Source organism: Marinomonas ostreistagni (assembly GCF_016461785.1).
GTDB lineage: Bacteria > Pseudomonadota > Gammaproteobacteria > Pseudomonadales > Marinomonadaceae > Marinomonas > Marinomonas ostreistagni_A.
The window spans coordinates 19,848-42,762 of sequence record NZ_JAEMUH010000023.1; the positions used below are offsets into that span (position 1 = coordinate 19,848).

The following is a 22,915-nucleotide window of genomic DNA, read 5'->3' on the forward strand; positions in this document are numbered from 1 at the left end:
CCGTTTCCTATTTTTCGTCAATACTTGTCAGTGACCCGTTTTGGAAAGAAAGAACAAGATGTTTAACTTCACTTAGCTTGCTTTTGTCATCAGTATATAGACTGGTGAATAGGTAATGCCATTGGCTTGAGTCAAATGTGCTTTGTACCATGGGAGTGCCCAGTACATAGATCACTTGTGATTCACTCATGCCTAGTTGGAGTTGTTGTACTTGTTCTGCTTTAATGACGTTACCTTGCTCAACGGAAGGCTTGTAAGGTGCGGGCAGTAGGCTGCATGCGCTGACAGTGAGCAGTGTCGAAAGTAGGAGAATCGTTTTCTTCATTGGTCTTATCCTGTATTGGTTAGGTCAATGATAAAGTAATTATTAACGAGATCGAAATAGAGAATGACTCATGAGTAGTGAAAATCAAGAACTTAAAAAAGCTGGACTGAAAGTAACACTTCCGCGTGTGAAAATCCTACAAATCTTAGAAAATGCTGGCGATCACCATATGAGTGCTGATGATGTATATCGTACATTGTTGGATCAGGGCGAAGATGTCGGTCTGGCAACTGTATACCGTGTGCTGACTCAATTTGAAACAGCGGGTCTTGTATCTCGCCATCATTTCGAGGCTGGCACGGCTGTCTTTGAATTAGCGAAAGGCGAACATCACGATCATATGATTTGTCTTGAGACAGGCAAAGTGATTGAGTTTGTTGATGATGTGATTGAACAGCGTCAGCATGAGATTGCAGAGCAGCATGGCTACGAAATTGAAGATCACAATTTGATCATCTATGTTCGTCCAAAGAAGAGTTAATCAACTTCAGTAGCTTAGCTACTGAAGTTGAACGTTACTGAGCATCTCTTTAGCGTGTGCTAGAGTTTGCTCGGTAAGTTCAATGCCACCCAGCAAGCGAGCAATCTCTTGCGTACGATTTGTTTCCCTCAATGACTCCACAGTAGATACTGTTGCCTCATTAATAACTTCTTTGCTAACACGGAAATGCTGATGTCCTTGTGCGGCTACTTGCGCCAAATGTGTGACACAGAAAACTTGCCCGCGATTACCGACGGCACGGAGCATACGCCCTACGACTTCTGCCGTTCCGCCACTGATACCTACGTCTACTTCATCAAATACCAATGTCGGAATGACTGAAGTATGTGCCGTTACAACCTGAATCCCCAGGCTAATTCGTGATAGTTCACCACCCGAAGCAACTTTGCGAAGAGGTTGGGCTGGCTGGCCGGGGTTAGAAGCGATCATATACTCGATTTCCTCGTAACCATTGGCACTGATTTGCTCCAAAGGCTCGCAATGGATGTGGAAACGCGCATAGGGCATACCCAGACCGTGGATTTGCTCTTCAACTCGCTGTGCTAGCTCTTCTTTGGCACGCATACGTTTTTCGGTTAGTAAGGTGGCGCTGGTGGTTAATTGCTGATAAGCCTTTTCTTCTTTAACTTTTAGGGCTTCTAAGCTTTCTTCTCCTCCAGATAAGCTGTCTAGCTCCGCTTTGACGTCTTCTCGTAAAGGTATTAAGCCTTCCGGCAACACTTTATGCTTGCGAGCGGTGTCGTAGATATCACTTAAACGTTGTTCGACATCTTGCAGGCGACCAGGATCTTGCTCCAGAGTGTCTTGGTAATGATTCAGGCTACTTGAAGCCTCTTCCGCTTGGATGAGTGCTTGATTCATCATTTCTAAAGCGTTTTCAAGCTCTTTGGTTGCAGGGTGAATGGCGCTTGCTTGTTGTATTGCTTGATGTAACAGCGAGCATATATTGCCTTCATCGTTATCTCTGAGGATGCCGCTCGCTGCGTAGGCTTTATATTGGGCATCTGCAATGTTGGAGAGAAAGGCTTGTTCTGTTTCCAGATCCTCCAGTTCGTGAGACTTAAGGTCTAGCTGTGCCAATTCTTCCGCTTGGTATGACAATAATTGAATTTTGGCCTCAAGTTCAGCTGAGCGATTTTGCTTCGCGTACAGTTCTTCTTTCAGCTTTCGCCATGCGTTGTATTCGTCACGAACTTGACGAGAGAGCTCCGTCAGTTGGCCGTATTCATCAAGCTGCTGACGTTGAGCACTGCGCTTTAACAGAGACTGATGCTCATGTTGACCATGAATATCGACCAGAAAACTGCCTGCTTCTTTTAAGTCGCTCAATGTGCATGGACGACCGTTAATGTATGCTTTAGAGCGACCTTCTTTACTAATGACTCGGCGTAGTATGCATAGGGGATCACTGCCGTTTTCAAGGTCCCGTTCTTCTAGCCAGTGTTGTATCGCTGGATAAGCGCTGATTTCAAAGGTGGCGCTGATATCTGCCTTTTTTTCCCCGTGACGCACAACACCTGCATCAGTACGTCCTCCTAAACAAAGTGAAAGGGCATCAACCATAATGGATTTACCGGCACCGGTTTCGCCAGAAATGGCGGTCATTCCAGGCTTCAGCTCTAATTCTAGGGATTCTACAATGGCAAAATTCGAAATGGCGATACTGGTTAACATGGTATGCTCCCGATTAAGCAATTTTTCATGGTTAAATATACAGTACTTTTATATGGTTCTTTATACAGTATTTGTACGTTTTTTGACAAGTTCTGAGAAAAGATTTTATTTGCATACATTTAATAAGGATTAGGTGTTGAAAGGCTAAAAGGTGTCCCCATATAACACGCACAGACAGGTTACTTTCTGTTATTTGGAGATGAAAATGAGTGATCAAACGAATAAAGCACAGCAAGAAGTCGAGCAAGAAGAATTGCTAAACGAAGCCGATGCTGCCATCGCAGAAGAAGTTCTAGAAGGTATGGTGGAAGAAGAAGCGTCAGATGAGCTGGTTAAAGCCCGCGAAGAAGCGGCCCAGTACAAAGAAGTAGCGCTTCGCGCTCAAGCTGAAACGCAAAATATTCGTCGACGTGCTGAGCAAGATGTTGAAAAGGCGCATAAGTTTGCGTTGGAAAAATTCGCGAAATCCGTCATTACGGTTGCTGACAACCTAGAGCGTGCATTGTCCTCTGCGGCAGAAGGTTCTGAAAATGATCCAATGCGCGAAGGCGTTGAACTAACATACAAAGACCTAGTAGAAACGCTTGCACGTTTTGAGGTAGTTGCGGTTGATCCTCAAGGCGAACCATTCAACCCTGAATTACATCAAGCGATGACTATGGTGCCAAATCCAAACATGGAACCAAATACCGTGATGGATGTGGTACAGAAAGGTTACACACTGAATGGCCGCTTGTTGCGTCCAGCAATGGTAGTGGTTTCAAGCGCTGCCTAAAAAAGCTGTCATTTTTTTGACAGTCAGAGCTTGAAATAAAAATTGCCGTACCCAAATACAGAATTATCGAAACGAACAAAGAATTTTATTGGAGATGCAACCATGGGCAAAATCATTGGTATTGACTTAGGTACAACTAACTCTTGTGTTTCCGTACTAGACGGAGACAAGGCTCGCGTTATCGAAAACGCGGAAGGCGATCGTACCACCCCATCTATCGTAGCGTTCACTGAAGATGGTGAGACATTGGTAGGTCAGTCAGCTAAGCGTCAAGCGGTTACTAACCCAACAAACACTCTATTCGCTGTTAAGCGTTTGATCGGTCGTCGTTTCCAAGACGACGTGGTACAAAAAGATATCTCAATGGTACCGTACAAGATCGTTTCTGCTGACAATGGCGATGCATGGGTAGAAGTGAAAGGCGACAAAAAAGCGCCACCACAAATCTCTGCTGAAGTTCTTAAGAAAATGAAGAAAACAGCGGAAGACTACCTAGGTGAGAAGGTAACAGAAGCGGTAATCACGGTTCCTGCTTACTTCAACGACTCTCAACGTCAAGCGACTAAAGACGCAGGTAAAATTGCGGGTCTTGATGTGAAGCGTATCATCAACGAGCCAACAGCGGCAGCACTTGCTTACGGTCTAGACAAAGCATCTGGTGACTCTACCGTAGCGGTATACGACTTAGGTGGTGGTACATTCGATATCTCTATCATCGAAATTGCTGACGTTGATGGTGAGAAACAATTCGAAGTACTGTCTACGAATGGTGATACATTCCTAGGTGGTGAAGACTTCGACATGCGCGTTATCGAATTCTTGGCTGCAGAGTTCAAGAAAGAGACGGGTATCGATCTACACAACGATCCTCTAGCGCTACAGCGTCTAAAAGAAGCGGGTGAAAAAGCGAAGGTTGAGTTGTCTTCTTCTTCACAAACAGAAGTTAACCTACCTTACATCACGGCAGACGCGTCAGGTCCTAAGCACCTTAATGTTAAGCTAACTCGTTCTAAGCTTGAGTCTCTAGTTGAAGATCTAGTGACTAAATCTCTAGAGCCTTGCCGCCAAGCGCTAAAAGATGCAGATCTATCTGCTTCTGACATCGACGAAGTTATTCTTGTTGGTGGTCAAACTCGTATGCCTATGGTGCAAGAGAAAGTAACTGAATTCTTTGGTAAAGCGCCTCGTAAAGACGTGAACCCAGACGAAGCGGTTGCAATCGGTGCATCGATCCAAGGTGCGGTACTAGCAGGTGACGTGAAAGACGTTCTTCTACTAGACGTGACGCCACTGTCTCTAGGTATCGAGACAATGGGTGGTGTGATGACGGCTCTGATCGAGAAAAACACGACTATCCCAACTAAGAAGTCACAAGTATTCTCGACTGCGGAAGACAACCAGAACGCTGTAACGATCCACGCCCTTCAGGGTGAGCGTAAGCAAGCGTCTCAGAACAAGTCTCTAGGTCGTTTCGACTTAGCTGACATTCCACCAGCGCCACGCGGTGTGCCTCAGATCGAAGTTAGCTTTGATATTGATGCCAACGGTATCTTGAGTGTTTCTGCGAAAGACAAAGCGACTGGTAAAGAGCAGTCTATCGTGATCAAAGCCTCTTCTGGCCTAAGCGATGAAGAAGTAGAACAAATGGTTCAGGACGCGGAAGCGAATGCTGAAGAAGACCGTAAGTTCGAAGAGCTAGTACAAGCTCGTAACACTGCGGACGGCATGATCCATGCAACTCGTAAGACTTTGACAGATGCGGGCGATAAAGCGACTGCAGAAGAAAAAGAAGCAATCGAGAAAGCGATCACTGATCTAGAAGCGGCTCTAGAGTCTAACGACAAAGATCAGATCGAAGAGAAAACGAATGCGTTGACTCAAGCGTCTGGTTCTCTAGCGCAGAAACTGTACGAGCAAGCAGATGCTGCTGAAGCTCAAGCAGGTGAACAAGCTTCTGGTCAAAAACAAGACGACGCAGTTGATGCTGAGTTTGAAGAAGTTAAAGACGACAAAAAATAAGCCAACCGCTTAGTTAAGTCGTCGTCCCAACGGGACTTATGCAAAACACGGGACGCTACCGTGTTTTGCTGTCTCTAGGGATTTGAACTCACTCTACATATTCAGGAACACCTGCAATGAGTAAACGTGATTATTATGAAGTACTTGGTGTTGCCAAGGATGCGGACAAAAAGGACATTAAAAAGGCCTACCGCTCGTTAGCGAACAAGTACCATCCGGATAAAAACCCGGATAATCCAGAAGCGCTGGATAAATTCAAAGAAATTGCCGAGGCGTACGAAGTTCTTTCTTCAGAAGATAAGCGTGCAGCCTATGACCGTTTCGGTCATGAAGGCGTGAGTGGTCAAGGCGGTCATGGTGGCTTCGGCGGTGGTGCTGGTGGTTTCAGTGACATCTTTGGTGATGTGTTTGGTGATATTTTTGGCGGCGGTGGTGGCGGTGGTCAAAGCCGTACTCGTCGTGGATCAGACCTACGTTACACTCTTGAACTGGACCTTGAGCAAGCGGTTTGGGGTTGTGAAGAAAAGATTCGCATACCAACAGCTGTAGAGTGTGATAAGTGTGAAGGTTCTGGCGCCAAACCAGGCACTAAGCCAACGACTTGTCCAACTTGTAACGGTGCCGGACAAGTGCGTATGTCACAGGGCTTTTTCTCTGTGCAGCAGACCTGTCCTCAGTGTCATGGTCAAGGTCAGATCATTTCAGATCCATGTAATTCTTGTCATGGCCAAGGCCGTAAGCAAGAGTACAAGACGCTTAATGTTAAGATCCCAGCGGGTGTGGATACCGGCGATCGCATTCGTCTGTCAGGCGAGGGGGAAGCTGGAACGTTTGGTGGCCCTTCAGGCGATCTGTTTGTTCAGGTTTCTGTTAAGCCTCACGCGATCTTTGAGCGTGATGGTGCGAACCTTTATTGTGAGGTTCCCATTAGCTTTGCAACGGCAGCGCTGGGTGGTGAGATTGATGTGCCAACCCTTGATGGTCGCGTACGACTAAAAGTTACACCAGAGTGTCAGACAGGTAAGCTGTTCCGTCTGCGTAACAAAGGTGTGAAGCCTGTAAGAGGGGGACCAGTAGGTGACTTGATCTGTAAGGTAATGGTGGAAACACCTGTTAACTTAACTGATCGTCAAAAAGAGCTGCTGGAAGAACTTGCGGAAACTATGGGTGAGAACTCAGATCATTCGCCAAAGCAAAAAAGTTGGTTTGATGGTGTGAAGCGTTTCTTTGAAGATATTAAGAAGTAATTTCTAATATAGCTTGTAATAATAAAAAGGAGCCATTAGGCTCCTTTTTCTGTTAGTAAAGTCTCAATATATTGACGCAACAGATTGGCTGCGTTGGTGAAGCTATTATTATTAGGGATGATAAAGTCTGCCTTGTTGCGGATCTCTATGGTTTTGAGGGAAGCTTGACGAACGTGACGCATATAGCGGCTAGTCACTTCATTAACGTTACGTCCTCGCTCTGCGATGTCGCGCTTTAGACGGCGCACAATGGCGATGTCCATATCCGTATCGACATAGAGTAAGTAATCCAACGCATCGCGAATACCTGGATCTTGGAACATCATGTGACCTTCGACCAGTACCACCTTTGAGGGCTCCAGATTACGATAGCCAACTCGTTTGTGTTGTGAGTGATCGTAAACAGGGATCTCATTTGGCTGTTGTTGGTTTTTACAGTTATGGATGGCTAGGGTGATGCTCTCTAAGTCAAGAGAGTTTAAGTCATCGAAATTATAGACATCTGGGTCGATGTTGCCGCAGCCTTTATAGAAACTATCCTGACAAATTATGGTCAACTTATTTCCAAGGCCTTCTGCTAACAGAGAGCATAGGCGACTTTTACCGCTACCTGAAATACCGGTGATGCCGATTACGAGAGCCATAGGCTACCTCAAAAGAAAATGAATTTGCATTGCTGAATGGAAGAATTAGGCTTTAGTTTAACAGAGAAGTGTTAAAATTCCTTCCTGACTTATTGGTTAACATTATGAAGATTGAGATTTTCATGTGGAATAAATGTTTGAGTGTTGTGACTGTTCTGCTAACAGCGGCGATTGCTAGTAGTCACGTTGGTGCTGAAGAGCCAGAAACGCCAGAGGTGATTGCTGAAACTCAGCCGTCATATGCAAAAGGCGCTGAATTATTTGGTGTTGAATTCAATGATTTATCAAAAACAAAGTTTGAAGATCATTTGACGAAAATGGGCTTAGAGCCTTATCCATCATATCGTGCTGGAGTGGCTAATTATAGTTTAGGCGCAACAGGGATTCTTGGAATAAAAGAGCTTACTGTGGTCTACAATCGCTATGAGTTTGTAGAGCATGCAACCATGTCTGGTGTTGTTGAAAGCCCAGAGTTAAGAGCAAAACTTGGAAACTTGCTTGAGAGTAAATATGGCCCGCCTTCTATAGGTTTTGTGCGTAATGGTTATGGTCGCGCAAGATGGATGTTGCGTGATGGCACTGAAATAGAACTACATAATACAACGTTCGATGTATCGGTTAGTTATATTGACCGAGTTCCTAAGCGCGTAACTGCGTCAGGGCGAATCGATGTGGAAGCGTTATTGAGGCGGAGTCAGTAATTAAAGTGAATGTTATCTCAGAGATCAACATGGACGCTGCTCGAATGATGCAGCCCTATTTATCGGATATTGCTTTAGCTTTGGTGGCGACTAGTTTGGTGGTTTTAGGGGATTGGCTTAATCGAACATTAAAGCGCTCTGTGGCAAGTTGGTGGTTTATAGCGCGTATTGCTGCATTTGTGTTGATGTGTACTTTTGGCTATGGCCTGTTGACGCTTTGGGGGCAGCCGATTATTTACCGAGTGTTAAGCATGACGGATCCTGTATGGCGACCAGCTTTGATTCTGGTTTGTTTTTGTGTTCTGGGGGTTATCGCAGAGAGAAAGCGTTATTTATAAAAAAAAGTTAAGAAAGTTTCCTTCTTTTTCTGTAGTGAAATTACGTAAATTTATTAGAAAATGCGCTGTAATTTTACTGCAATTGTCATAATGTCGTTATTTATTTACGCACCTTTTATTCTTACGTTGTTTTCATAAAATAATGCCCTAAAGTACCGTTTTTAAAGGTTTTTTGTTGCCTTGTTACAATTTGTTTTTGCCCCGATGAATGGGTAGACTGCGCCCAAATTGTCGCAAAACGTTTGTATTTCTCGGGGGCAGATAAATGACAAACACTTGGTTAGAAACGGTTTCCAAAGTTGAATCCATGATTCCACTATTGGGCAAGCTAGGTCGTGAGCAGTCAGTTAAAGTTCAGCTTGCTGGACAAACTTTGATGTCAGATTCCGTTACTGGATTGGTTGCATTGTTTGATCAATATCCAGCAGTAGACCTAGCTCGTGTGTATCAAGTGTTGGAACAACTGATCGCAAACAAAACATCGAATGCAGTTGTTGAACTTGAAGAAGCATTGACCGATGCAGACATTGCATCGTTAGCGAGCTTTGCTCAAGCTGGCTCAACAACCCCTGTTGTTTTGTACGGTTTCGGTCGTATCGGTCGCTTGCTTGCTCGTCGCATGTGTACGCTAGGTCATACAACGCCAGGTATGAATTTGGCTGCTATCGTTGTTCGTAAAGCGGGTGATAATGACTTGGCTAAACGCGCTAGCCTGCTTAAGTTCGATTCTGTTCACGGTACTTACGAAGGTGTTGTCAAAGCAGATGCTGAAAATGAGCAACTGATCATCAACGGTCAGCCAGTCAAGATTATTTACTCTTCTGATCCAAGTGAAGTGGATTACACTGCCTACGGCATCAACAACGCCTTGCTAGTAGATAACACTGGTCGCTGGCGTGATCACGATGGATTGAGCATCCATCTAGCTCGTCCAGGCATCGATCGTGTTGTATTGACAGCGCCTGGCAAGCAAATGAAAAACATTGTGTTTGGCGTTAACGATTCAGATATTGAATCAAACGATCAAATCCTTTCGGCAGCGTCTTGTACAACGAATGCGATCACTCCGATTCTTTCTGTTCTTGAAGAGAAGTACGGTATTGAATCTGGTCACGTTGAAACAGTTCACGCATACACGAATGATCAGAACCTAATCGATAACGTTCATAAAGGCGATCGTCGTGGTCGTGCTGCAGCCATGAACATGGTAATGACAGAAACGGGCGCAGCGAAAGCTGTTTCTAAAGCGATTCCTTCTCTTGAAGGCAAGCTAAGTGGCAGTGCGATTCGTGTTCCTGTTATCAACGTTTCTATCGCGGTTCTAAGCCTGAATTTGAAAGCGGAAACGTCAGTTGAAGAGATCAACGAAGTACTGAAGAAAGCCTCTGCAAGCGCGGCGTTAGCAGGTCAAATTGGCTTCAGCGCAGAAGCGGATGCGGTAAGCTCTGATTTCATCGGTAGTGAGCAAGCAGGTATTTTGGATTCTCTATCAACAAAAGTACGTGGTAACCAAGCGACACTTTACGTTTGGTACGACAACGAATATGGCTACAGCTGCCAAGTGGTGCGTCTAATGGAAAAGTTAGCGCAGATGGCATTGGCTGATAGCAACGCTGTAGAGACTGCAGCGGCGTAATGACCGGACACATTTAAGCATGTGTGTTAGTTCGGCGACCTTCGGGTCGCCGTTTTTTTTGTCTGAAAATAATGTGCTGTTGCTTGTCTTTGGTGTAGGGCTAGGTTTAGGCAAAAAAAATCGGGCACAAGGCCCGATAAATGTAACTAGCAGTTGATGTGATGTGGCGCTCACCAACATCACAACTAATACATGGCTGTGGGGACATGCACTAGAGGTTGGCATCTAATCATGATGGATGCCAAGTTAAGGAAGCAGTACTACCAAAACATGGTGCTTATTCTAGCTATTGAGCGTTGCACGACAAACGATATAAACTTGTGTTTTGGATTAAATTATCTAATGCTAAATACCTATGAATAAAGCCTCCCTTCCTTTTCTGCATACCTTCGTAGTTGCGGCTAAGCACTTAAGTTTTACCAAAGCTGCGCAAGAGTTGTTTTTGACTCAAGGTGCTGTTAGTCAGCAAATACGTTTGCTTGAGCAGCGCTTAGGCTTCACTTTATTTATTCGTTTCCATCGTCGCTTAGAGCTGACTCCAATGGGGGCACGCTTAGCGATGCATTTACGTCACATGTTTTCTGACTTAGATGGGCTTATCGAAGAGCTTAGAGAAGAGCGTGATTCAAATATCATTACTTTATCGGTGATGCCGTCTTTTGCGACAAGGTGGTTAATGCCTCGCCTTGGAAGACTGCAAGAGCTTCATCCCGGGTTACAGCTTAGAATTCAAGCGAATGAGCGCGAAGTGAATTTCACTCGAGATAGAATTGATGCGGCCATTGTTCACAGTCATTTACATTCTGGAAGTGCTTACAGTGTGCCATTACTAGCAGATCGAGTATTCCCCGTATGTAGTCCATTGTTTGCAGAACAGAAAGCTTTAACTTCTCCTCAAGACTTAATTCGTGTTCCGCTTATTAATGATGATTCAGAGTGGCGCTTCTTCAGTCCGTATGCTGAGTGGGAAGCATGGCTAGCGATGGCAAATGTGAAAGGTGCTCGGCCGAGCCGTGCCATGAGCTTTAATAGAGGAGATTTAGCGGTTCAAGCTGCGTTATCTGGTCAAGGTGTTGCGTTAGGTAGAACGCCTCTCGTTATGGATGATATTAGAGAGGGGCGCCTACTGAAGCCATTTGATCAGGTTTATGATAATGGGCATGTGTATTTGTTTGCTTGCCCAAATGAATTCCGTGATCGAGAACCTATCCAACAAGTCTTAAAGTGGCTTATTGAGGAGTGCCGATCTTATTCCTTAGAGGAAGCACTTTCATGATAGTAAGAGCTTAATTGATAGCGCGATACATATCGTGATGACCAAAGGTCGAATAAGAGTATTGCCTTTGCTTATCACTAATCGTGAGCCTATCTTGGCCCCGAGCCACTGTCCTACTCCCATAGCGATTCCAATACCCCAAAGAATATGGCCACTAAAGCAAAAAACAACAAGGGATGTAAGGTTGCTAGTAGCATTGAGCACTTTAGTATGAGCAGTAGCTGAAATAATGGATAGTCCCATCAAGCATATAAAGGCGGTTGAGAAAAAGGCACCGGTACCAGGCCCGATAAGACCGTCGTAAAAACCAATACTAAAGCCTGCAATGAAAGCAAAGCGATTCATGGTAATACGTACAAAGGACGAAATAACGGGTTGCAGTTTGGGCAACGCGTAAAAAAAGATGGCGACGAAAATGAGTATTGCTGGAATGATGCGCAGCAGTATTGCGGTGTTAATGTAAGTGACGAGAAGCGTTCCTGTTAGGCTACCAACGGCTGTCATAAAAATTGGGAAGCGCATTTCTCGTAAAGAAACATGACCTAGTTTAATAAAATGATGAGAGGCTGAAAGTGTTCCAGCGCAGCCTTGTAATTTGTTGGTAGCGAGCGCTTCAATAGGGGAAATGCCAACGGCGATCATGATAGGGACCGTGATTAAGCCACCTCCCCCTGCTAAGGCGTCGATGATCCCTGCTAAGAATGCGGTTAAGACTAATACACATACTGCCCAGAACGACAAATCAGAAAACCATTCCAAAAAAATCAGCTCCTTGCAAATAGTCATAGCGTAATATAGCCATCTTACAGTATGTTAGAAGTGTTAAGCGAGTTAGTGACAACGTAAAAGGTTGAGTTACGTTTTTAAACGCATATTTGCTTGAGCTTGGATGCGATACTAGCTAACTTTTAGTACTGATACTTAGTGATATTGAGGGATTTTATTGATGGCTAAACAATACGCAGAAGTGCATCAAGATGACTTTATGAAATTTGGTGGCGAGCGTCCTAGCTACCTGGATATTGAAGATGAATTGCTGGCTCTTGGTGGCCATGGTGTGTCAGGTAATGCCTTTAAGAAAGAGGCACTTAAAATGGCTGGATGGACTGGCGGCGCATTAACAACTTACGCACAGCGACCTGTTGTTGCTGCGAATGCTTTTAATAAAATTCGTGAAGGGCTGGGCAAAGTAAGTACTGCAGATGAGTTGAAGACGTACTTAAAGGGCTAATTTCTTAAAAGTTTTTGATTGGTGTATCTCATGAAGAGATACACCAATATACTTGCTACTTCTTCTCGGCGTCCGCGATTTCTCGAATGCCATATTCTTCATCTAGAATCCTTCCAATCACATTATTCCCTGCTAGGTGATGGCCATATTGCATATGCAAGCAGCGGATTTGATCCCAGTTTTTGATGCCACCAATGCCTAGAGTCTCAAAAAGGTGAGTAAAGCCTTTTTGTTCTATGATTTGTTTGTGTTCATCGCTCATTGCTTGCCAACGTCTTGCTATGTAATCGCGATGGGAGTCATGGTACGCCTCGCGAAGATCCGCATCTTCTTTGATGCGTTGCTCCAGCTCTTTAACGACACCTTGACTCTCGATTCGTGCAAGCGCTTTATCAATGCTACTGCTAGAAAGCCAAAATAGTGTTGGAAAAGGCTGATCGAAAACCCAAGTTTCCATTTCTAGAACCTGAGGAACGCCATCTGGGGAGTAGTGTGCAACACGTCGAATGCCACTTGGAGTGCGGCCCAATTGCTGAGTGATGATATCAATATCAGCTTGAGAAAGAGTATTATTCATTAAGGTAATTAAAGTGTGAATGCTGGGAAACTGGCGGCAAACTGTTGGATCCATTCAGCGGCAGCTTCGTTATAGTTAAGGCGTCGACCTTGATGTTTAGCCTGTCGTCGATAGTGTTCAATCTGAGATAGTTGTTCAACCATACGAACACAATAACAATCATCGTTGTTAGGAAACTCGATTGCTATTCTGTATTCATCTTGCTCTTTATCGCACCAAGCTATACGCCCCGTGACGCAAAAATGAGGGTCGATTTCTTGAAGTGTAATGCGGACGCAAGAACCTGTTTGGTACTCGAAAGGAGCTAAATAGGTGATGCCTACAAAGCCGATTCTTTCTGCTCCAACAATAGGGAAAGACTGGTCCTCTACAACAGTGATGTCTAAGGGGAGGTCTTTCGGATGTGCAACAAATTCCATCGCAACAAGCCAGTAATCGTTTAATTAGTCAGTTTATCGGCCGGATAGCCATTAGGTTTAAAAGAAAGCGAATTGTACGCTTTTTAATCTGGCTGTACAGACGAAATTTAGGATAAATTCAGTGCTATAAATAATTTTTAACTATTAAGCTCAGAATCTAAGAAAAAGCGTTTAAAACACTGTTTATCTAAGCAGTATTTTACTGAGCTTTCTAGCATTCAAAAGAATGCATCCTATGTAGATAGAATGTCATGCATATATCAGTCCAGTAATTCAAAACACAGCTTTCCGATTGTTTTGAGTGCTGTTTCGGTGTGATTGTTCCAGGGTAAAGCATAATTTATTCGTATGTGATGCGTAAATTCACCCGAATCACTCAGTGCAGGTCCTGGCAGTAGGTCGATATTTTTCGTTAGCGCTCGTTCGTAAAGCTCTAATAAATTGATTTTATTAGGCAAAGTGACTCAAAGGATAAAGCCGCCTTTGGGTGAAGAACAGCTTGTTCCGCTAGGGAAGTATGCTTGGATTGCATTCGTGAACTGGTTGAGGTTTTGGCTACACAGATATCCGCTTGTAATCGTATCAGACGTCCGACCGAGTGCTGAAGTTGGCGGATTGGTAGAAACTGATTGTTGGGTATAGCTGCACCAAATTGAGTCGCTTTTGGATTTTGTGACAAATATAGGAGTTTAGATAGCAGTGCTTGAATGCTTTTAGACTGTTCGGATGACGGCTGCGCACTGGCTTTACGAACGGATAGAATGCGCTCTCCCAGTTTAAAAAGACCCTCATGGATATGCGTCTCGATTTGATCTGCGACTTTTTGATAGAGAGTTAGATCCATGCGAGAAGATGGCCTTAAGTTTGCTTGCGTTACAATTTTTCAGATTGCGCGCTTTAAAATAAGTCATAGATGTGTTGTCTGACAGGTCGACTTGCGGTTACGTTTGTTTACAGGCAAAGTTGATGAAAAATTTACATAATTATAATTGCGGGGGACTGAACCGGATGATCAAACCACTGGCTATTCAATCTATTTGACGAGAGGAAATCATGTCTCTATCAGTTGTGCAGCGTGTGCTGCTGGGTTTTTTACTTTTATTGGTGCTGCTATTTGTTGTTGCGGGAGCGGGTGTACAAGGGCTGAACAGTGTTCAGGAGCGTATAGAAACTGTAACGGGAAAAATGGCCGCAGTATCCGATGGGAGTAACGGTTTAAGTGCTCAAATGGGTAAAACCAGTAGCGCAGTTTTGCAGTATTTAGTGGCTTCGAGTGATACCGCACTCGAAGGGGCGATGGCTCAATTTAATCAAGGCAAAGAGGCATTTGCCGCGCAAAGCGAAGAGTTACAAACTTTGGTGACTGATTACCCAGAGATCTTGACTGTGTTAGTTGATGTGGACAGTCAGGCTAATGAATTCTTAACAGTGGCGGGTGGAGCAATTGATGACCATATGCGCCAAGTGCAGTTGGAACGCAATTTAGCGGACAAAAAGCTTGATCTAAGAGATGCATTAAGTTTTGTTGTTGATGATTTACGCGCTATTGAGCGCTACCCTGAGTCTGATGAGCAGGCGTTTGCAACAGCCCTTGTTCGAACTCAAATGGAAAGTCTACAAGTACTTTTGAGTGATTACTTTGATTCTTCTAGGGTGGATGCATTAAGAGATCTTCAAGGTGACATAAACTCTGCATTTGGTCCGGTCGATCAAGCCCTTTCTAAGATTAATGATGACTTTATTGCAGAGAATATTGAAGTAGTCCGTAAAGCGGCTCAAGACGAAGAAGGTGTTGTCGCTGATTACTTGGAATTAAATCAGATTGAAGCAGACGCAGAAGTGGCTGCGTCTAGCTTGCTAAATAGCCTAGGGGTTATTCAAGGTCACCTGACCGAGCTTAGCGGTATGGTTAACGCGTTACGTGACCAAGCGAAGGCAAACGCCCTAAGCGCGTCAACGAATGCAAAATACATTTCACTTATCGTTGTTGCGGTATCGGTCGTGATTGCTGTGCTGGTTGCAATGTGGGTAAGTCGCAGTATTCGCAAGCCATTAGCAAAAATCCTTGAAGTGCTTGATTTGATCGCTAATGGTGATTTGACACAGCGTGTTACGGTAGCTAGCAAAGATGAGTTTGGTCAGTTGTCGAGCTGGGTGAATACCCTTGTAGAGAAGCTAGGGTCTGTTGTTAAGCAGATTGATGGGGCTTCTCATGAAGTGGTCAAGTCGGCTGGGCAGGTTTATCAAACATCCGCGAATACGCAGAACATCATGCAAGAGCAAAATGATAAAACCACGTCGGTTGCCTCTGCGATGAACGAAATGTCAGCAACGGTAAGTGAAGTGGCTAAGAACGCTGAAGTAACGTTGAGTAAAGTGCAGGACGTTGATAAGAGTGCGAATCATAGCCTTGAGCGTATGAATGAAAATATCGCGCAGGTGCAAAGTTTGGTGTCTCAGTTGGAGGCGTCTTCTGAGATTGTTCAGCGAGTGGATAAGCATTCTCAGGACATCGGACAAATCCTTGAAGTGATTCAAGAAATTGCTGAGCAGACCAACCTACTTGCTTTGAATGCTGCGATTGAGGCGGCTCGTGCGGGTGAGCAAGGTCGAGGTTTTGCTGTGGTGGCGGATGAAGTTCGAACGCTCGCCAATAGAACGCACACTTCAACTGAAGAGATCCAAGCGGTGATTTCGGACCTCCAAGGTGGCGTGAAAGATGTAGTGGTTTCAATGGAGAAAAGCCGACAAAATGCGCGCGATAGTATGGAAGAAGCGCAAAGTGTTGGTGTGGTGTTGAATGATTTACGTGAGTTTATGGTTGAGATCCGTGATTTGAGTATGCAGATTGCGACAGCGGCTGAGCAGCAATCCCATGTTGCACAAGACATTAACCAAAGTGTCCATGAAATTTCGTCTAGCTCTGAAAGTGCCATGGAAGAAACTCGTATTGGCCAAGCGAACTGCGAGAAAATGAATGAAGTTGCAGCGCATCAGCGTGAGTTGGTGGGGCAATTTCGAACGGCCTGAGTCGCAGAGTTTTAGAAATCACGCTATGATGCTTATCCGAGAATCAATTGGAGTACGAGCATGAGTGTGCAAATTGGTGATATGTTGCCATATGGTTCCTTCTTGGTAATGGGGGAAAATGGTCCACAAGAAGTGAATGTCACTGAATTTTTTGCAGATAAAACCGTCATTTTATTTGCTGTGCCAGGTGCTTTTACGCCCACTTGTAGTGCAAGACATCTGCCTGGCTTTGTGGAGCATTATGATGAGTTTCAAGCATTAGGTGTGAATGAGATTATGTGCTTGTCGGTCAATGATGTGTTTGTCATGAATGCTTGGAGCCAAGCTCAAGGGGCTGAAAAGATTGTTATGGCGGCAGATAACTCTGCAGAGTTTACAACGGCTTTGGGGTTAGAGATTGATATCGCAACAGCGCAAATGGGGTTACGTAGTCGCCGTTATGCAATGTTAGTTATTAATGGTGTGATTCAGCAGCTTTGGCTTGAAGAGCCAGGAGAGTTTGGTGTTAGCTCTGCGGAGCATGTTCTCGAACAAATCTCATAAGTTTTTGTTTTAAAAGGCCGCATTTTTTGCGGCTTTTTTGTGTCTAAGTCACAGCATTGACTGACCTATCTATGAATGCTCTACAACTATGCTTTTTATAGAAACAAACAAATCTGCTTGCATTTTCGTCGACTAGGAGCAATATACTTATAAGACAAGCACATAGAAAAAAGGAGGGCGATCCATGACATATAGCGATCGCGTTGATGCGCTAGTATCACCAAAAGGCGCACTAGAAATGTTGTCACAGGAAGAAATTGCTCGTATGTCTGAAGACAGTGGCGATTTGCATGAGTTGTTTCGTCGCTGTGCCTTGGCAATCTTAAATTGTGGCAGTGATTCTGATGACCCCTCAGAAATCATGTCGGTATTTAAAAACTTCGAGATTCGAATTGTTCAGCAGGAGCGTGGCGTAAAACTGCAACTAAGTGATGCGCCCAGTAGCGCGTTTGTTGATGGCAAAATGATTAGTAGTGTCCGCGAAATGTTATTTAGTGTGTTGCGAGACATTATTTTTACTTATCACGAATACAATGTCGCTCGTGGTCTTAATGATGCAAGCTCAGACAAAATAACCAACGTTGTTTTTGAGCTGCTTCGAAATGCAAATGTGTTTCGTCGTATACAAACACCGGACATGGTCGTTTGCTGGGGGGGACACTCTATTGCCCGCCATGAGTATGACTACACGAAACAAGTTGGCCATGAGCTAGGCCTGCGTGAGCTGAATATTTGTACGGGCTGTGGTCCAGGTGCCATGAAAGGGCCTATGAAAGGCGCTGCCATTGCTCATGCGAAACAACGTATCCAAAATGGCGTATATTTAGGTTTAACTGAGCCGGGAATTATTGCTGCCGAATCACCTAATCCGATTGTGAATCAGCTGGTTATTATGCCAGATATCGAAAAGCGACTTGAAGCGTTTGTTCGAACTGGTCATGGCATCGTTGTTTTCCCTGGTGGCGCTGGAACCGCTGAAGAAATCCTCTATATCTTAGGTATTTTATTGCATCCCCAAAATGCTGATATGCCTTTCCCTCTAGTCTTTAGCGGACCTAAAGAAAGTGCACCTTATTTTGAGCAGATCCATGAGTTTATTGGTTCTGTTTTAGGGGTGGAAGCACAAGCTAAATACAAGATCATCATTGATGATGCAGTAGAAGTGGCGCGTGTTATGAAAGAAGGGATGGAAGCGGTTCGTCTGTATCGAAAAGCCCATCAAGATGCCTTCTATTACAACTGGAAGTTGCATATCCCTGACGAATTTCAACGCACATTTGAGCCGACACATGAAAATGTGAAGGGGTTGAATTTGTTTTATGGTCAAGATACGCATTTGCTCGCTGCGGACCTGCGTCGCGCCTTCTCAGCTATTGTGGCTGGGAATGTGAAACCACAGGGAGTTGCCAGTATTAAAGAATTTGGCCCATTTGAAATACACGGTGACAAGGAGCTGATGAAAAAACTAGATGCTTTGCTAGAAGCGTTTGTGACTCAACAGCGTATGAAGTTGCCAGGTACGGCTTATGTGCCTTGCTATAAAGTCATCACTGATTAACTCTCTGTGACTGATTGTTAAAAGGCCGCACTAGATATCTTTAGTGCGGCCTTTTTTTATTGCATGCTATTTATCTTTATTGAGCTGTGTCTGTTTGAACTTGGCGGATTAGTCGATGAATAAAGCCAAGTTTTTCTCTTACCTTCGGCACCAATACAAACGGATAGAGATCTGGTTGCCCCATGCTTCGGTTTAAGCAGTTGGCTGCGAAAGTCAGTGGAAGGTACTCGTTAAGAAGATCTTCAAAGTTCTCATGGGTATAGGGATCTAAAGAAGCGCTTGCAGTTAGCTGGCTATGTTCAGGCAAGGGTGGGCGAGTGGTAAGGCCAAAGTAATAAGCAGTTTCTAAAGTATCTAATATATGTAAATAGTGTGCCCAGGTTTCCGCCCAGTCTTCCCAAGGGTGGGATGAAGCGTAGGAGCTAATGAATTCATGATTCCACACTGGATTAGGATTGGCGTAATGATTTGATAATGCTTCTGTGTAATCGGTTTGCTCGTCGCCAAACAGTGTTCGAAATGAAGTTAGGTTAGTGGGATGATCTGCAATCAGTTGATCCCAGTAATAATGCCCGACTTCGTGTCGAAAATGCCCTATGACAGTACGATAAGATTCATTCATGTCTTTACGCATTTGCTCTCTATCAACGCTGTCAGCTTCGGCTGCATTAATGGTTACTTGGCCTTGAGCGTGACCTGTTGAGGTTTGGGCATCCTCAGGGATGACGTTATCTTCTGAAATAAAGTCAAAAGATAGACCATCATCCGGATCTTGTTTCTTGCTAACAATCGGTAAATTGAGTCGGCGCAATGCATAAACAAGTTGATGTTTAGCCTGCTCCAATGTCTGCCAAGCCTGCTTTTCTTCTATGTCTGAAAGGTTCGGGATGTGTCGATTTAAATCACAGGCATCACATAATGTGTTAGGGGTAGAAACTAGCCAATTACATACATTATGAACATGATTGGAGCAATAATACCAAACTGTGTTGTCTGGCGAGGGGGGGTGATTCGAGTACGCATTAAAACCTTGTTCCAACGGTGTAAGCGCAGTTAACTCTAATGTGTCGGAGTGGAATCCTAAAGGGGATTGGCAGCTCTCACACTGAGTGTTTTCAAAAAGCAACGCTTGACCACATTGTTGGCAACTGAACAGCTTCATGATCCTTTCTACCTCTTTATGCTTTAGAGTCCATCTGCTTAATAAGCTCAATATGCTCAAGTATCAGCTGACCTGAGATACTGGTTTCGTTAGGAGTAGTGGGCAATGCGTCAATTGGGTACCAGCCTGCTTCAGCGATTTCTTCTGGCGCTGGTGTGATATCGCCGTGATCATATTCGGCAAAAAAACCGACCATAAGTTGATGGGGGAATGACCAAGGTTGACTGCCTCGATACTGAATGTTCTTAATATGAATCCCCACTTCCTCAAGCACTTCGCGATGAACGGCTTCTTCTAATGTTTCACCCGCTTCAACAAACCCTGCAATGTTGCTCATTCGACCTGACGGCATGTTAAATGAGCGCGCGAGCAATATAGAATTTTCCTTTCTTACAGAGACAATGATGCAGGGGGAGATACGTGGATAGTGTCTAATGTGGCACTTGTTGCAGAGCTTTGCGTGTTCTTTTTCATGCTTTTTGGTAAGCGTTGAGCCGCAGCGGCCACAGAATTGGTGGTCCAAATCCCATGTAGCCAGTTGGTGAGCTCTGCTTAAAAGCCCAAAGTAGTAGGCATCTGATTCATACAGAACATCACGTAACCCTTTCTCGGTATATCCTTTAGGGGCAGTGGAGAAATGGCATACGAATACATCTTCCCCTTCAAACTGGCCGATATAAACGCTGCGCATTTCTGGTGTCGGGTGAAAGTCTTTTATGGAAAAAAGAAAGCCCGAGTCATGTGTTAGTACGCTTTGCTTGGTGACCAGTATATATCGTGCCATAGCATGCGGTGATGGATGTGTGCTTGTGCCAATTTCAACCATGAAAAAACTCGTTATTCTTAAATGTATATGTGATTAAGCTACTCTCTCCAATGATTGTATGCAATTCCCCAGCAGAGCCTTTTACATGTTTATCTACTACCTTTCCCGTACAATGTGATGACATGTAAAGAATGATAAAAGGGTTATTATGAAATTACTGCCTGCTGTGCTTTTAAGTACTTGTTGTGTCACGGGGACTGCTCATGCACAAGAGTATTTGCCGATTTTGCAGTACCACCATGTGGATGCTTCAACACCTCGCTCAACATCCGTGTCACCTGAAGAATTTAAACAGCATATGGACTATTTGAAGGAAACCGGTTATCAGGTGCTTGATTTGGAAACAGCTTTACAGCGAATTCGTTCTGATCAGCCTCTACCTGATAAGGCTGTTGCCATTACGTTTGATGATGCTTATTTGAATATTTACGAAAATGGTTTTCCGATCCTTAAGGAACATGGTTTTCCGTTTACCGTATTTATTAATACAGGGCCCATTGAACGAGGTCATCGTAGCTTTTTAACCTGGTCTCAAATGGAAGAAATGCAGAAGTCTGGTGGCGTTTTTGCAAACCACACAGTCAGTCACCCCTACATGCTTCGTTTGGAAGAGGGGGAAACAGTGGGGCAATGGGAGCAAAGAGTTAAACAAGAGGTGGCTGATGTTGAGTCTTTGCTAGTGTCAAAGCTTGGTTCCACTCCGAAGATGATCGCTTATCCGTACGGCGAATCCAATGACAGTGTGCGTAAGCTCATTAAGGAACAAGGTATGGTTGGCTTTGGTCAGCAATCAGGTGTGGTGAGTAAAAATTCTGACTTTGCCAATTTGCCGCGCTTTCCAGCCGCGGGGCCTTATGCGAAGCTTTCAACCTTGAAAGTGAAATTGCGTGCTAAGCCAATGCCGATTGATGCAATAGAAAATGGCGGTGACTTTGCCAGTGAGCAGCCTGTAAAAATGGCGCTTACTTTAAAAGAAGGACGTTACCGAACCAGTGAGCTAACTTGTTATGTTGCAGGTCAAGGTAAAGCGCTGCTCAATTGGCGTGACGATCGTACGGTCATTGTTGAGGCAGAGCAGGCCTTTCCAGTTGGGCGAGGGCGTATTAATTGTACGATGCCCGATCAGTCTGGAAAGCATTATTACTGGTTCTCTAACGTATGGATTCGTACGGCTGCCGAACAGCGGTATGTAACGGATTAATTTAAAAAAAGTTAAAAAAATAGTTGCACTGAAATTTAGAATCCGTAATATACACCTCGCTCGCAACGGAGGGGTGGCAGAGCGGTTGAATGCACCGGTCTTGAAAACCGGCGAAGGTTAATAGCCTTCCGAGAGTTCGAATCTCTCCTCCTCCGCCATTTCTTAAATGAAGTGGTTTGAAGTGAGTTTAAAAATTAGTTGTTCCCTGATAGCTCAGTTGGTAGAGCAAACGACTGTTAATCGTTAGGTCACTGGTTCGAGTCCAGTTCAGGGAGCCATTCGGAGTATAGCGCAGTCTGGTAGCGCGCCTGCTTTGGGAGCAGGATGTCGGGGGTTCGAATCCCTCTACTCCGACCACTAATTTTATTAATGGTAATGGTGGGCGTAGCTCAGTTGGTAGAGCTATGGATTGTGATTCCATCGGTCGTGGGTTCGAGCCCCATCGTCCACCCCATTGCCATATATAGTTGGGTCGTTAGCTCAGTTGGTAGAGCAGTTGACTTTTAATCAATTGGTCACTGGTTCGAATCCAGTACGACCCACCAACTATATAGTATACAGAAATGATGTTTCTGTTTTCTGACATTCCCTGATAGCTCAGTTGGTAGAGCAAACGACTGTTAATCGTTAGGTCACTGGTTCGAGTCCAGTTCAGGGAGCCACTCGGAGTATAGCGCAGTCTGGTAGCGCGCCTGCTTTGGGAGCAGGATGTCGGGGGTTCGAATCCCTCTACTCCGACCAGTCAGAATAGTGAAAATTCAAATGTGCGGGTCGTTAGCTCAGTTGGTAGAGCAGTTGACTTTTAATCAATTGGTCACTGGTTCGAATCCAGTACGACCCACCACTTTTGATATACGGAGGGGTGGCAGAGCGGTTGAATGCACCGGTCTTGAAAACCGGCGAAGGTTAATAGCCTTCCGAGAGTTCGAATCTCTCCTCCTCCGCCATTTAACCTGCTTGTAAGCGGGTTTTGTAGTTCCCTGATAGCTCAGTTGGTAGAGCAAACGACTGTTAATCGTTAGGTCACTGGTTCGAGTCCAGTTCAGGGAGCCATCTAGTCTTTATGGTGGGCGTAGCTCAGTTGGTAGAGCTATGGATTGTGATTCCATCGGTCGTGGGTTCGAGCCCCATCGTCCACCCCATTAATACTTCTTTCCCTTTTCTTGTCTCTAATTTAAAATTTCTGCTTTCTGCTTTCTGCTTTCTGCTTTCTGCTTTCTGCTTTCTGCTT

The 22,915-nt window shown here is 44.6% G+C and carries 22 protein-coding genes and 11 tRNA genes; 24 read left to right on the forward strand and 9 right to left on the reverse strand.

Annotated elements, in window-relative coordinates; all coding sequences use genetic code 11:
- Positions 1-7: 7 nt before the first annotated feature.
- On the reverse strand, positions 8-325 hold the full coding sequence (locus JHD44_RS18010; RefSeq protein WP_199464121.1) for an outer membrane protein assembly factor BamE: 318 nt from the start codon (positions 323-325) through the stop codon (positions 8-10).
- 70 nt (positions 326-395) lie between these two features.
- Between JHD44_RS18010 and fur the strand changes: the two genes are divergently transcribed.
- Positions 396-806, forward strand: coding sequence for a ferric iron uptake transcriptional regulator (gene fur, locus JHD44_RS18015; protein WP_199464122.1), 411 nt, complete (start codon positions 396-398; stop codon positions 804-806).
- Between the two features lie 18 nt (positions 807-824).
- Here fur and recN read toward each other — a convergent pair whose 3' ends face one another.
- Positions 825-2,501 carry a DNA repair protein RecN gene (gene recN / locus JHD44_RS18020; protein WP_199464123.1) on the reverse strand — a complete coding sequence of 559 codons (1,677 nt, stop codon included), beginning with the start codon at positions 2,499-2,501 and terminating at the stop codon, positions 825-827.
- A gap of 205 nt (positions 2,502-2,706) precedes the next feature.
- On the opposite strand from recN, the gene grpE reads away from it, so the two are divergent.
- The 3 genes from grpE (at position 2,707) to dnaJ (ending at position 6,542) form a co-directional block, all read left to right on the forward strand.
- Entirely contained in the window at positions 2,707-3,276 is a 570-nt protein-coding gene (grpE, locus tag JHD44_RS18025; RefSeq protein ID WP_199464124.1) for a nucleotide exchange factor GrpE, read from the forward strand.
- 102 nt (positions 3,277-3,378) lie between these two features.
- Positions 3,379-5,295 carry a molecular chaperone DnaK gene (gene dnaK / locus JHD44_RS18030; RefSeq protein WP_199464125.1) on the forward strand — a complete coding sequence of 639 codons (1,917 nt, stop codon included), beginning with the start codon at positions 3,379-3,381 and terminating at the stop codon, positions 5,293-5,295.
- A gap of 116 nt (positions 5,296-5,411) precedes the next feature.
- Complete coding sequence (gene dnaJ / locus JHD44_RS18035) at positions 5,412-6,542, forward strand: molecular chaperone DnaJ (protein WP_199464126.1); 1,131 nt, start codon at positions 5,412-5,414, stop codon at positions 6,540-6,542.
- A 35-nt stretch (positions 6,543-6,577) separates the two neighbouring features.
- Here the strand turns inward: dnaJ and JHD44_RS18040 are convergent, their stop codons facing one another.
- Entirely contained in the window at positions 6,578-7,186 is a 609-nt protein-coding gene (locus JHD44_RS18040) for a uridine kinase family protein (RefSeq protein WP_199464127.1), read from the reverse strand.
- Positions 7,187-7,308: 122 nt separating this feature from the next.
- Here JHD44_RS18040 and JHD44_RS18045 point away from each other — a divergent pair, with 122 nt between their 5' ends.
- The 4 genes from JHD44_RS18045 to JHD44_RS18060 all read left to right on the forward strand — a co-directional run bounded on the left by JHD44_RS18045 (position 7,309) and on the right by JHD44_RS18060 (position 11,137).
- The gene (locus tag JHD44_RS18045; RefSeq protein ID WP_233402306.1) at positions 7,309-7,887 is read left to right on the forward strand and encodes a uridine kinase; all 579 of its coding nucleotides are present in this window, start codon (positions 7,309-7,311) and stop codon (positions 7,885-7,887) included.
- 5 nt (positions 7,888-7,892) lie between these two features.
- Complete coding sequence (locus JHD44_RS18050) at positions 7,893-8,225, forward strand: DUF3392 family protein (protein ID WP_325097118.1); 333 nt, start codon at positions 7,893-7,895, stop codon at positions 8,223-8,225.
- Positions 8,226-8,490: 265 nt separating this feature from the next.
- Entirely contained in the window at positions 8,491-9,861 is a 1,371-nt protein-coding gene (locus JHD44_RS18055) for a glyceraldehyde-3-phosphate dehydrogenase (RefSeq protein ID WP_199464129.1), read from the forward strand.
- A 355-nt stretch (positions 9,862-10,216) separates the two neighbouring features.
- Positions 10,217-11,137: a LysR substrate-binding domain-containing protein gene (locus JHD44_RS18060; protein ID WP_199464130.1), complete on the forward strand. Its 921-nt coding sequence runs from the start codon at positions 10,217-10,219 to the stop codon at positions 11,135-11,137.
- Here the strand turns inward: JHD44_RS18060 and JHD44_RS18065 are convergent.
- Complete coding sequence (locus JHD44_RS18065) at positions 11,132-11,896, reverse strand: TSUP family transporter (RefSeq protein WP_233402308.1); 765 nt, start codon at positions 11,894-11,896, stop codon at positions 11,132-11,134. The two genes, JHD44_RS18060 and JHD44_RS18065, sit on opposite strands and share 6 nt — an antisense overlap.
- 187 nt (positions 11,897-12,083) lie before the next feature.
- Between JHD44_RS18065 and JHD44_RS18070 the strand changes: the two genes are divergently transcribed.
- Positions 12,084-12,368: a hypothetical protein gene (locus tag JHD44_RS18070; protein ID WP_199464132.1), complete on the forward strand. Its 285-nt coding sequence runs from the start codon at positions 12,084-12,086 to the stop codon at positions 12,366-12,368.
- 55 nt (positions 12,369-12,423) lie between these two features.
- Here JHD44_RS18070 and JHD44_RS18075 read toward each other — a convergent pair whose 3' ends face one another.
- The 3 genes from JHD44_RS18075 to JHD44_RS18085 all read right to left on the reverse strand — a co-directional run bounded on the left by JHD44_RS18075 (position 12,424) and on the right by JHD44_RS18085 (position 14,208).
- On the reverse strand, positions 12,424-12,945 hold the full coding sequence (locus JHD44_RS18075) for a DUF501 domain-containing protein (protein ID WP_199464141.1): 522 nt from the start codon (positions 12,943-12,945) through the stop codon (positions 12,424-12,426).
- A gap of 8 nt (positions 12,946-12,953) precedes the next feature.
- Positions 12,954-13,364, reverse strand: a complete 411-nt coding sequence (locus JHD44_RS18080) for a PilZ domain-containing protein (RefSeq protein WP_199464133.1) — start codon at positions 13,362-13,364, stop codon at positions 12,954-12,956.
- A gap of 433 nt (positions 13,365-13,797) precedes the next feature.
- Positions 13,798-14,208, reverse strand: a complete 411-nt coding sequence (locus JHD44_RS18085; protein WP_233402310.1) for a hypothetical protein — start codon at positions 14,206-14,208, stop codon at positions 13,798-13,800.
- A gap of 209 nt (positions 14,209-14,417) precedes the next feature.
- On the opposite strand from JHD44_RS18085, the gene JHD44_RS18090 reads away from it, so the two are divergent.
- The 3 genes from JHD44_RS18090 (at position 14,418) to ppnN (ending at position 18,495) form a co-directional block, all read left to right on the forward strand.
- Positions 14,418-16,394 (forward strand): methyl-accepting chemotaxis protein, encoded by a 1,977-nt coding sequence (locus JHD44_RS18090; protein ID WP_199464134.1) that lies wholly within the window; start codon positions 14,418-14,420, stop codon positions 16,392-16,394.
- A gap of 60 nt (positions 16,395-16,454) precedes the next feature.
- Positions 16,455-16,937, forward strand: a complete 483-nt coding sequence (locus tag JHD44_RS18095) for a peroxiredoxin (RefSeq protein ID WP_199464135.1) — start codon at positions 16,455-16,457, stop codon at positions 16,935-16,937.
- A gap of 184 nt (positions 16,938-17,121) precedes the next feature.
- Positions 17,122-18,495 (forward strand): nucleotide 5'-monophosphate nucleosidase PpnN, encoded by a 1,374-nt coding sequence (gene ppnN, locus JHD44_RS18100; protein WP_199464136.1) that lies wholly within the window; start codon positions 17,122-17,124, stop codon positions 18,493-18,495.
- Positions 18,496-18,571: 76 nt separating this feature from the next.
- On the opposite strand, the gene JHD44_RS18105 is transcribed toward ppnN, so the two are convergent.
- Positions 18,572-19,657: a zinc-binding metallopeptidase family protein gene (locus tag JHD44_RS18105; RefSeq protein ID WP_199464137.1), complete on the reverse strand. Its 1,086-nt coding sequence runs from the start codon at positions 19,655-19,657 to the stop codon at positions 18,572-18,574.
- Between the two features lie 16 nt (positions 19,658-19,673).
- Positions 19,674-20,483, reverse strand: a complete 810-nt coding sequence (gene nudC, locus JHD44_RS18110) for an NAD(+) diphosphatase (protein WP_199464138.1) — start codon at positions 20,481-20,483, stop codon at positions 19,674-19,676.
- Between the two features lie 148 nt (positions 20,484-20,631).
- Here nudC and JHD44_RS18115 point away from each other — a divergent pair, with 148 nt between their 5' ends.
- The 12 genes from JHD44_RS18115 (at position 20,632) to JHD44_RS18170 (ending at position 22,826) form a co-directional block, all read left to right on the forward strand.
- Positions 20,632-21,684: a polysaccharide deacetylase family protein gene (locus tag JHD44_RS18115; RefSeq protein WP_199464139.1), complete on the forward strand. Its 1,053-nt coding sequence runs from the start codon at positions 20,632-20,634 to the stop codon at positions 21,682-21,684.
- Between the two features lie 67 nt (positions 21,685-21,751).
- Positions 21,752-21,842 (forward strand) — tRNA-Ser (locus tag JHD44_RS18120).
- Between the two features lie 44 nt (positions 21,843-21,886).
- A tRNA-Asn gene (locus JHD44_RS18125) sits at positions 21,887-21,962 on the forward strand.
- Positions 21,963-21,964: 2 nt separating this feature from the next.
- A tRNA-Pro gene (locus JHD44_RS18130) sits at positions 21,965-22,041 on the forward strand.
- A 21-nt stretch (positions 22,042-22,062) separates the two neighbouring features.
- Positions 22,063-22,138: transfer RNA gene (locus JHD44_RS18135), tRNA-His, on the forward strand.
- A gap of 15 nt (positions 22,139-22,153) precedes the next feature.
- A tRNA-Lys gene (locus JHD44_RS18140) sits at positions 22,154-22,229 on the forward strand.
- Positions 22,230-22,270: 41 nt separating this feature from the next.
- Positions 22,271-22,346: transfer RNA gene (locus JHD44_RS18145), tRNA-Asn, on the forward strand.
- A gap of 2 nt (positions 22,347-22,348) precedes the next feature.
- Positions 22,349-22,425 (forward strand) — tRNA-Pro (locus JHD44_RS18150).
- A gap of 27 nt (positions 22,426-22,452) precedes the next feature.
- Positions 22,453-22,528: transfer RNA gene (locus JHD44_RS18155), tRNA-Lys, on the forward strand.
- A gap of 12 nt (positions 22,529-22,540) precedes the next feature.
- Positions 22,541-22,631: transfer RNA gene (locus JHD44_RS18160), tRNA-Ser, on the forward strand.
- A 30-nt stretch (positions 22,632-22,661) separates the two neighbouring features.
- Positions 22,662-22,737, forward strand: a tRNA-Asn gene (locus tag JHD44_RS18165).
- Positions 22,738-22,750: 13 nt separating this feature from the next.
- A tRNA-His gene (locus JHD44_RS18170) sits at positions 22,751-22,826 on the forward strand.
- Positions 22,827-22,915 lie beyond the last annotated feature (89 nt).